The sequence below is a fragment of the Paenibacillus sp. IHBB 10380 genome, from assembly GCF_000949425.1.
Classification (GTDB): domain Bacteria; phylum Bacillota; class Bacilli; order Paenibacillales; family Paenibacillaceae; genus Paenibacillus_AQ.
Genome location: NZ_CP010976.1, coordinates 4796078 through 4810155, shown reverse-complemented (window position 1 = coordinate 4810155; position 14078 = coordinate 4796078). Strand labels below are relative to the sequence as shown.

The 14078-nt window shown below is 39.5% G+C and carries 13 protein-coding genes and 1 pseudogene; 6 read left to right on the top strand and 8 right to left on the bottom strand.

Going from position 1 to position 14078, the window contains the following annotated elements; genetic code table 11:
* Positions 1–180 precede the first annotated feature (180 nt).
* A complete protein-coding gene (locus UB51_RS21805) occupies positions 181–1374 on the top strand; it encodes an MFS transporter (protein WP_044879110.1) in 1194 nt (397 codons plus the stop codon).
* A 283-nt stretch (positions 1375–1657) separates the two neighbouring features.
* Here UB51_RS21805 and UB51_RS21800 read toward each other — a convergent pair whose 3' ends face one another.
* Complete coding sequence (locus tag UB51_RS21800; protein WP_044879109.1) at positions 1658–2572, bottom strand: phosphatidate cytidylyltransferase; 915 nt, start codon at positions 2570–2572, stop codon at positions 1658–1660.
* A gap of 97 nt (positions 2573–2669) precedes the next feature.
* On the opposite strand from UB51_RS21800, the gene UB51_RS21795 reads away from it, so the two are divergent.
* The 3 genes from UB51_RS21795 to UB51_RS21785 all read left to right on the top strand — a co-directional run bounded on the left by UB51_RS21795 (position 2670) and on the right by UB51_RS21785 (position 5267).
* The gene (locus UB51_RS21795; RefSeq protein ID WP_044879108.1) at positions 2670–3224 is read left to right on the top strand and encodes a hypothetical protein; all 555 of its coding nucleotides are present in this window, start codon (positions 2670–2672) and stop codon (positions 3222–3224) included.
* A 356-nt stretch (positions 3225–3580) separates the two neighbouring features.
* Positions 3581–4165, top strand: coding sequence for an RNA polymerase sigma factor (locus UB51_RS21790; protein WP_044879107.1), 585 nt, complete (start codon positions 3581–3583; stop codon positions 4163–4165).
* Positions 4140–5267 carry a DUF4179 domain-containing protein gene (locus UB51_RS21785; RefSeq protein WP_044879106.1) on the top strand — a complete coding sequence of 376 codons (1128 nt, stop codon included), beginning with the start codon at positions 4140–4142 and terminating at the stop codon, positions 5265–5267. Before UB51_RS21790 ends, UB51_RS21785 begins: the two co-directional genes overlap by 26 nt.
* Positions 5268–5433: 166 nt before the next feature.
* Here UB51_RS21785 and UB51_RS21780 read toward each other — a convergent pair whose 3' ends face one another.
* The 4 genes and pseudogenes from UB51_RS21780 to UB51_RS21765 form a co-directional block, all read right to left on the bottom strand.
* Positions 5434–7008, bottom strand: coding sequence for an L-lactate permease (locus UB51_RS21780; RefSeq protein WP_044879105.1), 1575 nt, complete (start codon positions 7006–7008; stop codon positions 5434–5436).
* A gap of 33 nt (positions 7009–7041) precedes the next feature.
* Positions 7042–7971 carry an L-lactate dehydrogenase gene (locus UB51_RS21775; protein WP_044879104.1) on the bottom strand — a complete coding sequence of 310 codons (930 nt, stop codon included), beginning with the start codon at positions 7969–7971 and terminating at the stop codon, positions 7042–7044.
* A gap of 322 nt (positions 7972–8293) precedes the next feature.
* A pseudogene (locus tag UB51_RS21770) lies at positions 8294–8955 on the bottom strand (effector binding domain-containing protein); the annotation flags it as partial.
* 159 nt (positions 8956–9114) lie between these two features.
* Complete coding sequence (locus tag UB51_RS21765; protein WP_044879102.1) at positions 9115–9966, bottom strand: leucine-rich repeat domain-containing protein; 852 nt, start codon at positions 9964–9966, stop codon at positions 9115–9117.
* Positions 9967–10252: 286 nt separating this feature from the next.
* Between UB51_RS21765 and UB51_RS21760 the strand changes: the two genes are divergently transcribed.
* Complete coding sequence (locus UB51_RS21760) at positions 10253–11206, top strand: alpha/beta hydrolase (RefSeq protein ID WP_044879101.1); 954 nt, start codon at positions 10253–10255, stop codon at positions 11204–11206.
* A gap of 110 nt (positions 11207–11316) precedes the next feature.
* On the opposite strand, the gene UB51_RS21755 is transcribed toward UB51_RS21760, so the two are convergent.
* The 3 genes from UB51_RS21755 to UB51_RS21745 all read right to left on the bottom strand — a co-directional run bounded on the left by UB51_RS21755 (position 11317) and on the right by UB51_RS21745 (position 12652).
* Positions 11317–11763, bottom strand: coding sequence for an erythromycin esterase family protein (locus UB51_RS21755; protein WP_044879100.1), 447 nt, complete (start codon positions 11761–11763; stop codon positions 11317–11319).
* Positions 11764–11928: 165 nt separating this feature from the next.
* Positions 11929–12333: a DUF2752 domain-containing protein gene (locus UB51_RS21750; protein ID WP_052676132.1), complete on the bottom strand. Its 405-nt coding sequence runs from the start codon at positions 12331–12333 to the stop codon at positions 11929–11931.
* Entirely contained in the window at positions 12314–12652 is a 339-nt protein-coding gene (locus UB51_RS21745) for a DUF4234 domain-containing protein (protein ID WP_044879098.1), read from the bottom strand. The genes UB51_RS21750 and UB51_RS21745 overlap by 20 nt, the downstream gene beginning before the upstream one ends.
* A gap of 318 nt (positions 12653–12970) precedes the next feature.
* Here UB51_RS21745 and UB51_RS21740 point away from each other — a divergent pair, with 318 nt between their 5' ends.
* Positions 12971–13969: a phosphotransferase gene (locus UB51_RS21740; RefSeq protein WP_044879097.1), complete on the top strand. Its 999-nt coding sequence runs from the start codon at positions 12971–12973 to the stop codon at positions 13967–13969.
* The last annotated feature ends 109 nt before the right edge of the window (positions 13970–14078 follow it).

The window sequence follows — 14078 nt, the reverse complement described above, 5'->3', positions numbered from 1 at the left end:
TACATATCTTAAACGAAAAAATAAACTATACGTTCAGTATACCAATTAAGAATAAAAAATAAAGCTGAATTCACCTATTTACAAAACTATACGTTCAGTATATTATTTGATTATAAATTAGTAAACTGTACGTTTAGTATTTAAAAGTAAAAAATAAATTTCTGTAAGGAGTTGCTTAAAATGACTGCATTAAAAAAGGAAACTATCGAGAACAATATCCCGACCTGGTTAACCCTACTTCTGGCTACCGCATGCGGTATCATTGTAGCTAATCTTTACTATGCACAGCCCTTGGTTGGGATTATTAGTTCTTCAATCGGGCTGTCAGCCAACATGTCTGGCTTTATCGTGACGTTAACGCAGATTGGTTATGTAGTTGGCTTGTTATTCATCGTACCTATGGGAGATATCATTGAAAACCGCAGGTTGGTTGTCGTATCTCTATTTCTCACAGGGATTGCCCTTGCAATCACGGCAGTGTCGAAGCAAGCTGTGCCGTTCTTAGCGGCTTCGTTTGTAATCGGCTTAGGGTCGGTTGCTGCGCAAGTACTCGTGCCTTTTGCGTCATACCTTGCATCCGAATCTTCAGGGGGCCGTGTTGTCGGCAATGTCATGAGTGGTTTGTTACTTGGAATCATGCTCTCGCGTCCTTTATCGAGCCTGGTAGCTGATTTTTTTGGCTGGCATGCCGTATTCGCCTTGTCTGCTGCAGCTGTTTTTATTTTGGCTATCGTGCTGTTGAAGGTGTTACCTGCAAGAAAGCCCTCGACAGACACACGCTATACAGCTCTACTCGGTTCGATGTGGCAATTGCTGCGAACAACTCCAATTTTACGCCGCCGGGCTGCTTATCATGCATGTGTGTTTGCAACTTTCAGTTTATTTTGGACAACAGCCCCATTGTTGTTATCTAGTCCCATCTTTCATTTTTCACAGAAAGACATTGCGTTGTTCGCGCTTGTCGGAGTCGCGGGTGCAATAGCTGCACCTGTGGCCGGACGGTTGGCCGATCGCGGGTGGACGAAACCTGCAACAGGAATTGCACTTGCAGCTGTCGTCATTTCTATGTTGTTGCCGCTTATGTTTCAGTCTGGTTCAACCACCGGAATAGCTATTCTCGTCGTTTCAGCCATATTATTGGACGCCGGTGTATCCGCAAATCTTGTGCTTGGACAACGCGCACTCTTCTCGCTGAGTCCGGAAATTCGCAATCGTCTGAATGGGCTTTTTATGGCTATTTTCTTTTTTGGCGGTGCCATCGGATCGGCAATTGGGGGATGGACATACACCACGGGAGGATGGAGTGCCGTGTTATGGGTTGGAATGGCTTTCCCGATCGCGGCCATACTTTATTTTGCGACAGAGAAGAAGTAATTAAGTCGGGAGATGCGTGGCTGTTTTAAAAACGCGGACAGGGGTTGATTTATTTTGTAAATAAAACCAAGGTACCCACAGTCTAGGCACTTTTTTAGAAAAGTGCCTAGACTGTGGGTACTATTGTAAGCTTTTATCACGATGGTCTTTTATTTTGGTTACTCGTAGTCTGCAAGCCCCAGAGGTTGGATTCATGATTCGTACACAATCAGGATGCTATAAGAAATATCATCATAAGAAAAATAGAATAAAAACAAGGGCACCTGAATCAGGCGCCCTTTCACTACATGAAGTCGAAAAAATAACGGATCATATGGAAAAAGACCGGCGAGGTGTAGGTCAAGCTATCGACCCGGCTTAAGTAGCTTTTTTTCAGAGCATCGAACTTTTCATCATCCCCGATTAATAAATCGCGCTTCAGCACGGACACCGTTAAGCTACCGAAGAAACCGCTCAAGCTGATAAGCATACCGGAGAAGATCCCGAAAGTCAGATCAAGTGGTGTCAGGTAGGGATAAATCAGATAGGCCACCCCTGTTGTAACGACAAATGCACATACGAATCCCTCCCAAGTCAAATTCGGATTGGCCGTCGGGACTACTTTTCGCTTGCCGAAATAGATGGATGCCAGATGGTGTACAACATCATTAAGCTGCGTCAATACCACTAGAAACAGTACGAGCCCTGCTCCATACTGTGGCGTAGCAAATTGGAAATATGCCAAGTGACTAAGCCCAAAAACCATCAGCATAAGTCCCCATTGGGTCGAGCTGACGCTACGTAAAAAACCGACTGTTCCTTTGTTGATTAATCGCGGGAGTGGCAGGAACAAGAATACATAGAGCGGAATAAAGACAATAAACATTCCATACCACTCGATATAAATCCAATAGAACTGTACAGGGATCGCCAGATACGCCCACAGAAAGAGTCGGCGGTCGGCTTTTCTTGTTTTGATCATAGAGAAGTATTCTTTCAGCGCGAAGAAGGTAAGTGCCATTAGGGACAGTAGTGAAACGACCGGGTTGAACAGGGTGGCCAGGAAAAAAATAAAGAACATGCCCCACCAGGTCTTGATGCGGACGCCAATGGTCGCATAATCTTTGTCAGGCTGTATTTTGTTTATCACCACATACATCAAATGGATGGCTAATAAAGCTGTAAAAATAAGAGTTAACGTAAATAACGAACTGTCCATTGCCGATCACCAACTTATCATGAGATAGGATTCCATTAGAGGGATCATATGTTATTATGAAGGAAACGCTCACACTTGATAAGGGGAAATTTTTTAAATGGAAGCTGATCGCTCAGTCTTTATTTTGCTTACGAATACCGGAACTCTTTTTACGAGAGTCATTCAAACCTACACGAAAGCGCCTTACAATCACGCATCGATCTCCTTTAATCGCGAACTTTCGGAGTTATACAGTTTTGGGAGGAAGCACCCGAATAACCCTCTGAATGGCGGATTCGTGAAGGAGGATATTAAGACGGGCACGTACAGCAAGTATCCGAATACGACGTGCGTGATCTATGAGATTCAAGTATCGGAGCGTGAAATCGAGAAGATGAAGCGCGTCTTGCAGGTCTTTATCCAAAAGCACCAAAAGTATCTCTATAATATTCTGGGTGTAATTGGCATCGCATTGAAAGAACCGGTCGAATTCAGCAACTCCTACTTTTGTTCGCAATTCGTCGCGGAAATTCTGGAGCGGTCCGGCATCAAAATATGGAATAAGCTGCCCGCGCTCGTGACTCCGGATGATTTCCGGAAAAGTGACCGGCTGAATCTGATTTATGAAGGGAAATTAAGCGAGTACGAGCAACTGAAGCAACGGCCTCGTTGACTGCCTTGGATTTCGATGTTATCGGATTAGACCGATTATACGACTAAGATAGTTCCACGAAATATTTGGCACAGAAAGCGACTAATTTAGGTTAAGTTGTAACTTTACTTTGGATACATAAGGCTCGAACAGCGCGTTTAAGAGGCTGTTACGAGCCCTTTTAATGTTTATAGAAGGGATGAACATTAAAAGGACTCGTTCGGCTTGGTTTTTGCTCATGATGGAATAACGACTGAAGAACTGGAATCACCTGCTATCGCTAAGAAATCCGGATATTATGTCTATTAGAACAGCTCGTGTCACAAAACGGCAGGTACCGATTGTTATATAGGCATAGAAACAAAGGAGGTGAACCTGTGAAACCTACCATCCCCGGGGAAGTGGATGAGACAAGCAATGAGATTGAAGCGATCATTGATCGTGTCAAATCAGGAGACAAGCAAGCGTATGAAATGATCATTTGTCAGTTTGAACGGCAAATGTACACCTACTGCTATTATATTCTGAAAAATCATGAAGAAACCGAAGATGCTGTTCAGGAAATTTTTATCCGGGCATACGAGAATCTTCATCGATACAGCAGGCAGGCGACCTTCTCGGCATGGCTTTATAAAATGGCTTATCATCACATGATGAACATAAAGAAAAAGCAGGGCCGAAGGTTAAAGCTGATTCATGAGTTCAAGGAGCAGCAGGCCAAAATCGAAATTTCACCCCGAGAGTCTGTGATTGAGGAACTGTTGACCTATCTCACACCGGAAGAACGGCATATTTTGCTGCTCAAAGCGGTTGAACAGTACAGCTTTGACGAAATCGGAGACGTTATGGGCATAAAGCCGGCAACGGTTCGCAAGAAATACGAACGGCTTCGCCTTAAGCTATCGGAGTACAAACGTAATAAAGGAGGGATCGCACATGGTACATTTGCCAAATCAAACTGATTCGAAAAAAATGGATACGATCGAGCAATGGATTCGGGATTCGGAAATGCCAAGAGCAAGTATGAGCCATCAAATTATGAATAAGATAGGAGATCGAACAATGAGTAAATCAAAATCAAATTTTGTTAGAAAAACATTAGTAACGGTATCGGCTGCAGCAGTACTAGGAGTAGGTGTGATTGGCACGGGTTTCGTATCCCCTGCCATGGCGGATGCTTTGAAAAAAATTCCAGGAATTGGTAGTATCTACATGGGAATCAGTGATGAGAGATTGCAGACAGCGATTGATCAAGGAATCGCTACTAGTCCTAACCTGAGCGTGACACATGACGGCGTAACATTAAAAGTGACCGATCTGCTGTATGACGGGACCGTTCTAAAATTTGCAATGGAGCGTGAGGGTGTTGAATTGTCTTCAGTACTTCCTAGATATGACGGTAGTAATGACGGGGTCAAGGGATATATTGAGACTGATAAACTGACATTTCTGGCTAATGGCAAGGAAATCAAATATACCGGGGGATCCTTCGGGGAAGTTCCAGGAAAAGAGAATACCGTTCATATTGAAATATCGGAGGGATTATCTCTTCCAGACCAATTTGAGCTGACCTTTCAATCCAAAGTAACACAAATTGAAGAGCCATTCGAATTCAAGATTCCGGTGAAAATTGACAATAATATGCTTGTATTGAAGCCGAATGCAACCGAAACGGACGGGAAGTTCAGTTATACGGTGAAGCAATTGGAGATAACTGCGGCATCCACTAGACTGATTCTGGATAGCACGGGTGATGTTCCCACAACACCTGAGCAATCATCGGGCGACTATAGTGCAACGATGGTTTACTATGATATCGTTGATGACCAAGGGAATGAAATTAATCAGAATAGAGTTGGGTTCTTTAATAGCGCGCCTGAGACCGAGTACCATGTAAATGAGCTGTATTCGGCTTTCGAGGCGACGCCTAAATCCATTACGATTAAACCTTACACCTTTACCGTGAACACCTCTGATTGGAAGATCGTTGGAGCAAGTAACGGGATTGCAGGTGACAAAACATATCTCAAAGATCTGGAGCTAACCATTCCGATTCAGCCTTAAGATTAGCACCGCTCTTTCTGTCAAATACGTTGAGAATACAAAAAAAAAGAGAAATCCTCTTCTTACACTTTGAGAGACCTATCCGGGTCTCTTTTCCCATTTGGCAAGCATTTATTGGGAACGTAGATCGCGATATTTACATTCAAATATTATATACAAAAGTAAGCTACAATAATAACGATAATACAAATGTCCAAATACATACAAAGGCTAATAATGCTAAGCTATACTTTAAAACCATTTTCGTTAAAACAGATTCTTTACCTGTTTCGCCAACAGCAGCTGTTGCGATTGCAATGGATTGTGGGGAAATTAGTTTTGCCATAGTGCCTCCTACAGTATTCGCAGAAACTAGTAATGCTGGATTTGTTCCTATGATATTACCTGCTGTTGCTTGAATTGGCGCAAATAATGTATTATTGTTCACGACAGACCCCGTCATAAATACTCCTATCCAACCTAAGATTGGCGATAGTAATGGAAAGAAATTTCCGGTTGCTGCAATCTCTTCACCTATTGCACTTGTTAATCCGCCATAAGTCATTAATTTAGCTATGCCTAGAATTGCACATATCATTACAATAGGAATCCAAAATTCTGTAACTGTTTTTTTAAAGAGCGTAAATCCTTTTGAGAAACCGATAGATTTTGTAGTTATTATTGTGATTAGGACTGCCAATAAGATGGCTGTACCTGTTGCACTTATTAAATCAATTTTTGAGGTTAGCGTTGAGCCTGGCATCTTAAAGGTCAATGTAGTAAAATCTAGAGCCTCGCCTGCTGTAAACAGACCTTTAAATGCAGGTAAACTCCATATTAAAACAAATATACTTAATAAGTAGAATGGAGACCAAGCCTTTATAATATTACCAACAGTATGTTTTTCCAGTTTAACCGCTTGATCATTTAGTAAAAAAATATGTTTTGGCTGCCATTTTCTTAGAAATAATGCCAATGTCCCTAGAGCTAACAATGAAGGAATGATATCAGCTAATTCAGGTCCCATCAGTAATGTAACAATAGCTTGAGATATTGTATAGGTGGTAGATACCACCAAAATGGCTGGAAAAACTTCTTTAATCCCTTTGAATCCATCAATTAACAAAATGAGTAAAAACGGAATTGTAAAATTAATTATAGGTAGCGTGAGTGCCGTCATCATGGATACATCCATTGAAGTAACATTGCCTTCTAAATTTAAGGTGCCTGTTATGCCAACAGGAATTCCGATTGCACCAAAAGCTCCAGAAGCACCATTAGCGATTAGACAAAGCATGGCAGCTTGCAATGGTTTGAATCCTAAGGAAACTAATAGAACGGCACAAATTGCGATGGGTACACCAAAACCTGCAGCACCTTCAAGAAATGCATTAAAACAAAAACCAATAAGCAAAAGCTGAAGACGCTGGTCTTGTGAAATACCGGCAATACTTGCACGTAATATGTCAAATTTACCAGATTCAACAGAGGTTCTATATAACCAAACTGCCATTATAATTATATAACCAATGGGCCATATTCCTTGAATCGCACCTTGTATCATACTACCCATTGATTCACCAAATGGTAAATCAAATAAAAACATCGAAATCAAAAAGGTAACGACCAAATTTAATAAGGCTGCATAAATCCCTTTCATTTTAAATAATGTCAAACATAAAAGAAATAAAATAATTGGAATAGCTGCAACAAGTGAGGAGATAATCAGGTTATTAAATGGATTAAAGGTTTCTACTAACATGATGCATGACTCCCTTTTGTGAGATTCTTTACTTTAAAAAAAGCTACGCCCAATTTCTTTTAATGTTTTAACGGATTTTGCAAGCTTTTCTTTTTCACTATCACTTAATAAAAGTTCAACGATGTCTTTTCTACCTGAGCGATTTATGATCGTTGGTACACCGATATAGACGTCATTGTGACCATATTCACCTTCTAATAGTGATCCAACCGGTAATACTACTTCCTCATTTTGTAATATAGCTTTCGTTATTCTCGCCAACCCCATAGCGATTCCATAGTATGTTGCACCTTTAGACTCAATAATTTGATAGGCTGCATCACGAACTTGTACAAATATTTCGTCTTTTCTTTTATCTGTGAAATTATTCTCAATAACCTTTCCTGAAATATTTGCCGAACTCCATACTGGAACTTCTGAATCTCCATGCTCACCAATAATATAAGCATGAACACTTGCTGGAGCTACATCGAACTCTTTACCTAATAAATAGCGAAATCTTGCACTGTCTAAAATCGTACCTGAACCAATAACACGTTCTTTTGGTAAGCCAGAAAATTTCCATGTTGCATACGATAAAATATCTACAGGATTAGTAGCTACTAAGAATATGCCATTAAAGCCAGCATCCATAATATTTTTTACAATTGATTTAAAAATATTCACATTTTTGTTGGCTAAATCAAGTCTCGTTTCTCCAGGTTTTTGCGCTGCTCCAGCACTAATCATAACGATAGCAGCATCTTTACAATCCTCATATGTACCAAATTTTATTTTTATAGGGGAAGGTGCATAAACAATGCCATGATTTAAGTCCATAACATCACCTTTTGCTTTTGCTTCATTTAAATCGATTAGGACTAGTTCATTACATAAACTTTGATTCACTAAAGTAAACGCATAGCTTGAACCAACCGCACCTGTCCCAACTAAGACGACCTTTCTTCCTAATGTAATCTCCATATTCATGACCTCCAGTTGTAATTGTTCTCCACATCGTTACTATTTAACTCAAATGTACTTTTCCCAAGAAGACGATAATCTAGACATATTCAAAAAGGTAAATTTTATGGGAGAGTAGCAATAGATTTTACGAAGAAAATTACGAAGCTGAATAAAGGGCTAATGGCTAAAAAATAGTTGAAACGGAAAAAGGGCCGGTTTCATAGATGCAGATGTTCTGTACACCGCTAATGAAACTTTGGCAGAAGGGGAATTTAATCGACTTTACAGGAGAGGTCTTAAAAACATAAAAGCCAACTGCAAAGAGCAGTCAGCTTATACACTATCTTTTCACGATAGGAACCCATATCTCGCACCGGTAATCTTCTGCGGATGTATCTCCCAGCGGATATACCTCGAGTTCGGCTCCTCCCGAGTGCTCGTATCCTGTAGCTGGAAACCATTCCTGGAAAATTCGCTTCCACACGCTTTGTATAGCTCCCGGCATCGGACCTATTGATGTGAATACCGCCCAAGTAGAAGCAGGAATGCTTCTCGAGACTAACCCTTCCTCTATTGCTCCTGAGCTATCTTCAACTGCAATTACATATGTGAGTTGTTCTTGATCGTGTTGTACATCCATACAGATTCCTAGAAGATCCTTATCTATTCCAATGTTGCAAAGCCTGGCAGTTGTGCCGTCTTCGTTACATTCCTCCCAAAATTTCGGGATTCGTCGAAAGTTTTCACCATCCTTTGTCGTTACCTGAATAGGCTTTCCTACAACTGTAAACTCATTCTTCTCGACAATTTTGTAATCCATATCCTTGTCTCCCTTCAGTGAAAGGGGAACGAAATGCGGGGAAAGGCTTTAAGGATAACCCCCGGACCGCGAGCCTCCGAAGGAGGAACACCATGGACTTTCCGGAATGCTTTGGAGAAGGACTCGGGTGAGTCATAGCCATATTTAAGCGCTACATCCAACACCCTAGATGTTGTCATTGCGTGCTTTTTATGAACAGGCTCCTGTTACATGTGACTATTATACAAAAACTTGCCGTTATAGACAGCGCGGTGAACCGTATCATAAGGGGGGCGAACCGAGTGCTGAGTTTAACGGCGAGACTTACCTCATCGGTCCGTTAAATAGCATTGATGAAGAGTTTATTTATAAACAATACATCCTCTTTTCTCTAATAACTCTAACGTTTTCGTTATTTTCAAGTTGTGATTCCATCTCAAATCGAGTTTCTCCAAACGTTCAAGGTTTATAACGGAATTTGGAATTTCTTCTATATCATTATCTCTCAAATCTAGCTCAACGAGATTACATAATTCACCTATTTCTTCAGGAAGCTCATTCATTTTGTTTTTTCTAAGGTTTAGCCTTCTTAACTTTTTCAGTTTACCGATGGATGTAGGAAGGCCTTTTAATTTATTATCACTTAAATCCAGTATTCGGATTTCTTCCAAAGCTCCCAGGTTATCTGGCAAGCAAATTAATTGGTTACCATAGAGATGAATTTCTCTTAAACCTCTTATATTTGTTATCGAATCAGGCAGGTTCTCAAGTTGATTATTATATAATCGTAATTCAATAAGACTTTTCATTTCACCTATATTAGAAGGCAACTTTATTAATTTATTATCCGTTACGTTCAAATATTTAAGTTGTTGTAGAGCACAAAGCTGCTCCGGAAGATTTTCAAACTGATTATTACTCAGATACAGAAAGGAATCCAAATTTTTTAACTTTCCAATCCCCTCTGGTAATTGCCTCAACTTATTATGACCTAAATCTAGCATTCTTAAATTTATTAAACGTTCGACCTCCTCAGATAATATTTCGATATCGTTGTCTGCATAATTTAATACTTCTAATTCGTAATGAAAGAAGAGCCATTCAGGGATCTCTTTGATATGGTTGTTATACATACTTAGTTCAGTGAGGTTTTTTGTTTCAAATACGACCTCTGGCGTTTCTGTTAATCCTTTTCCGTCAAAGTTATACCTCATGAAATTCCTCTCCTTCGAAAACTCTGCTGAGTGAATGTACTAGCGCTACGTTATAATATAGCAGGATATTAAAATATTATCCGTAGGTTGGCTTACAAAACTACTTCCTAGTCTCGACATATGTAGAGTGCTGTGTGCGGATAACAAGAATTTATTGATGCAGCGAATCTAACTTGATACATATATTTAGCCTTCTTGTATGTATATAGGCATGGTGCTAAAATTGTAGATTGGCAATAGAAAATTATGTAATAAATATAAAGATTATGTTTTTTGGAGGAACGAAATGAAAAAAGTACTGGGGAAGATTAGAATTGTTGTCATAGTTGTTATAAGTATCTTGCTCTTAATCATTGCATTTAGTTTTATCAATCATAGAATTCAATTGAAGAAAGAGTCGGCAATACTTTCTCCAATAGGAACAATGGTGAATGTGAATAACCACCAAATGCACGTATATACGGAGGGAAGCGGCGCTAAGACTCTAGTCTTTATGTCGGGTGGCGGAACTGCCTCCCCAGTGTTAGATTTCAAAGGGTTGTATTCTAAACTGTCTAACCAATATAGAATTGTAGTCGTAGAAAAGGCGGGCTATGGTTATAGTGAAACTGCGGCTGTCTCTCGTGATATAGATACTATATTAGAAGAGACTAGGACTGCTTTATCATTAGCAGGTGAAAAAGCACCCTATATTCTATTTCCCCATTCAATGTCTGGTATTGAGGCTCTTTATTGGGCACAAAAATATCCTGAAGAAGTAACTTCCATCATTGGACTTGACCCTGCTATTCCATCAGCATATGAAAAATATCCCCTGCCATCAGATTTTACAATGGGACTCACAAGTTTTGGTGCGCGTATAGGTATTACTCGCTTTTTTCCGTCCATTGTTAATTCTTCTGCTGCAATAAAAGAAAACCGTTTATCAGAACAAGAAAAGAATATTTACCGTGCGATTTTTTATGAAAAAACACAAACATCAAATATGATTGAAGAAGTCAAGATGATAGAAAATAATGCAAAAAGAGTATCAGAAGGCGGTATCCCCAATGTGCCGATGTACTTTTTTATATCGAATGGAAAAGAAGTGCCACTAGATGATTGGAAAAATCTTTTAATTATGTACGTTGGTGCTGCAAAGGATGGAAAATATATGATTTTGGATAGTGGTCATTATATTCATGACTATGAACCTGAAATCATTGTGGAAGAAAGCGTGAAATATATAGAGGGTATCTGAATGTTTTGAATAAATGGTCCGATATTTGATGCTGATTAAATAGTTGTTGTAACTTTCTTTCATGACAAAAAGATGAGGAGTGGGTTGCTCTTCATCTTTTTATATGCTTGCTATTTAGATGACAAGTACTCAGCAGGCGTTGTTTTATCGATAAAAAGGATACCATCATACTGCTCGCTTGGTACGAATTGCTCCTCAATAATCCCCCAATACAATCCTTTACGGGATGTATTCATCCATGCTCGATTATCCTGAGTCGTTAGATCAACGAAAGAGTAGGGGGTTCCTGTTCTTTTCAAGATTGACTCCAAGCTGGTTGGATCGGATTTTGTGCTTACAGGCATAATAGTTCCGTCATTGGCTGCGGTTTCCCCTTGATACATAAATTGTCCAATGGAATACACTTGTTTCTTAAGTCTCGATGGTAGTAGCTCGGTCATGTTCGGAACAGAGCCATTTTCGTAAGGGTGAATCTGAAAAGATGTTTCCATGGCTGAATTGTTTTTCCGAATATGATAATTATGGCCCCAGACGATCACCTTCTGAAGAGATGACATGACGAACGATACATATGAATCGTCGGCACCACGAGCACCATCTCTTTCCGAGCGCTTGAAGATGTCGCACCGTAAATGTATAACAAAAAGCCACTCTTAAAATAAGAGTGGCTTCTTGCGTATATTCTAATGTAAAGAATGAATGTCAGGAGAGAACTTAGGTTACTAACGAATGGCCGTTGGAGCCAACCAATCAAAAATCGGAATATTCCTAAGTAGTCCGAATGCAAGGGTCACGATCAACATTACAGTCATAATCCCATTGCTTAAAACGCGCATTTGCTTCTTTTTTGTAACGAAGTACATCGCATATAAAGGAAGTATGATAAACACCAAGGGATTATATCTAAATGCCTGAACAAAATCTAATCCCAACAAGGAAAGAGTAACCCTCGTTATTCCACACCCCGGACAGTAAAACCCAGTTAACTCGTGAAACACACAAGGAACGTCGATTTTTGTCACCGGTAACCATACTTTCAGGTAAAATAGCCCTCCCACGCCAAGCGATACACCCCAAAATAGTTTGGGGTGTCTCTTGGGATCTAGCTTATGCAAGTTTATTGACATCCAATTGAACGAAAGCATACGTTACGATACCTAGACCAAAGAATGTAAGGACAAGGTAAAGGACCGAATTATCCGTTGCAAATACGCCACGTTGTCTTTGTGCTTCTTCGATATGCTTTCCTACCTGATAGGCCCAAATGAAACTCCATACACCACATGTGACCAATGTTAGAAGGAAATGCTTGCCTCCCGTAAATGAGTAGTCTCCACTCAGCTTGCCGACATCATTGGTTAAAGTAATAAACCAATAGATACCATAGATGCCGCATGTGACCAATGTTAAAATAATTGCTAACGCGATACCCCTCTGATTAATCACTACACACCATCCTGTTGATTTATGTATTTCTAGAACATAAAGTAGGCCTGAAATCAAACTCACGGAATAGAATAACAGATCACCGATCGAATTCGTTCGCTGAAATATTTTCTAGTGAGTATCTGACAGGAAATGAAAAAAATCGACAATATTATCTTAATAAAATATGAATACATATACAAGGAAAGGATTTACAATAGGATTGATCACTGCCTCACAATGATGAGGTTCTGATAGTTACGCCACGCTAAGAATTACATATATACCCACATATGGTATAGTTATTGATAATCGAAAAGTTAAAAGGATGGTGTAAAATTGAGTTTTTTTCCTGTGTCATATTCACTCTTGTCAAGAGAAGCGATATTATCGCATATTAAAGATAATTATAACGTTGATACACCCGTTAGTTTTCAGTATTTCCTTAGAGGAATGAATGACACTTATGTTTTAGTAACTAAGCAAGCACAATATATCTTTAGAGTTTATCGTGCTGATAGGAGAAATAATTCAGAGATTGCCTTTGAATTAGATTTATTGAATTATCTCCATGTGAAAGGTGTAAGCGTTTCAATACCAATCACAAAAAAAGATGGGACTTTTATTAACGAATTTGTTGTCCCTGAGGGTGTAAAGTATGGGGTTATGTTTAGTTATGCTGAAGGAAATGAAAAGCCTATTCATGCTATAGAAGATAGTTATTTGTTTGGAAAAGCAGTTGCACAAATTCACAAAATTGCTGACAACTTTAATAGTGAACACGTAAGGGGTGATCTTAATTTTGAGCATCTAATTGAGAACTCGCTTAACACAATCAATCTACATATGGAACATCGTCAAGAGGATTATGAGTTTCTGTATGAGCTTGCTATGCGATTAAAGGAACAGATCGTGAACCATCTGGAAAAAGGGTTAGATTGGGGGGTATGTCATGGGGATTTGCATGGTAATACAAATGTAGCCTTTACGGACGATGGGAAACTGACACATTATGATTTCGATTTTTGTGGTTGTGGATGGAGAGCCTATGATATTGCAGAGTTCAGGTTGGCGAGAGAAATTCATAGTAGCCACAACAAAGCTGAAGTCGAAAGGCTTTGGGAAGCATTTCTAAATGGGTACAGGGACATAAGACATATTAGTGATAATGATGTTAAAGCCATTCCTATATTTGTTGCACTTAGACAGCTTTGGCTTTTTGGTTTATGTTTTAGTGAATCAGAGCTTATAGGAGAAGCTGACGTTGATAATGGATTTATTGATAGCAAAATGGATTATTTCAGGAATTTAGACTTATCATTCTTTCATAGCTTGTAACAAACGAACCACTCCAACATTAGGGGTGGTTCGTTTGTTATATACTTATGTCTATCTTATGGTAAGTACGAGGTAGATTCTGTTTCAGTGAAATCTAACAAAATTAAAG

What these genes read in the sequence shown, in the direction of transcription:
- UB51_RS21805 (WP_044879110.1), top strand. Translation starts at nt 181, where the DNA reads ATGACTGCATTAAAAAAGGAAACTATCGAGAACAATATCCCGACCTGG.
- UB51_RS21800 (WP_044879109.1), bottom strand. Translation starts at nt 2,572, where the DNA reads ATGGACAGTTCGTTATTTACGTTAACTCTTATTTTTACAGCTTTATTA.
- UB51_RS21795 (WP_044879108.1), top strand. Translation starts at nt 2,670, where the DNA reads ATGGAAGCTGATCGCTCAGTCTTTATTTTGCTTACGAATACCGGAACT.
- UB51_RS21785 (WP_044879106.1), top strand. Translation starts at nt 4,140, where the DNA reads ATGGTACATTTGCCAAATCAAACTGATTCGAAAAAAATGGATACGATC.
- UB51_RS21780 (WP_044879105.1), bottom strand. Translation starts at nt 7,008, where the DNA reads ATGTTAGTAGAAACCTTTAATCCATTTAATAACCTGATTATCTCCTCA.
- UB51_RS21775 (WP_044879104.1), bottom strand. Translation starts at nt 7,971, where the DNA reads ATGGAGATTACATTAGGAAGAAAGGTCGTCTTAGTTGGGACAGGTGCG.
- UB51_RS21765 (WP_044879102.1), bottom strand. Translation starts at nt 9,966, where the DNA reads ATGAGGTATAACTTTGACGGAAAAGGATTAACAGAAACGCCAGAGGTC.
- UB51_RS21760 (WP_044879101.1), top strand. Translation starts at nt 10,253, where the DNA reads ATGAAAAAAGTACTGGGGAAGATTAGAATTGTTGTCATAGTTGTTATA.
- UB51_RS21755 (WP_044879100.1), bottom strand. Translation starts at nt 11,763, where the DNA reads ATGTCATCTCTTCAGAAGGTGATCGTCTGGGGCCATAATTATCATATT.
- UB51_RS21750 (WP_052676132.1), bottom strand. Translation starts at nt 12,333, where the DNA reads ATGTCAATAAACTTGCATAAGCTAGATCCCAAGAGACACCCCAAACTA.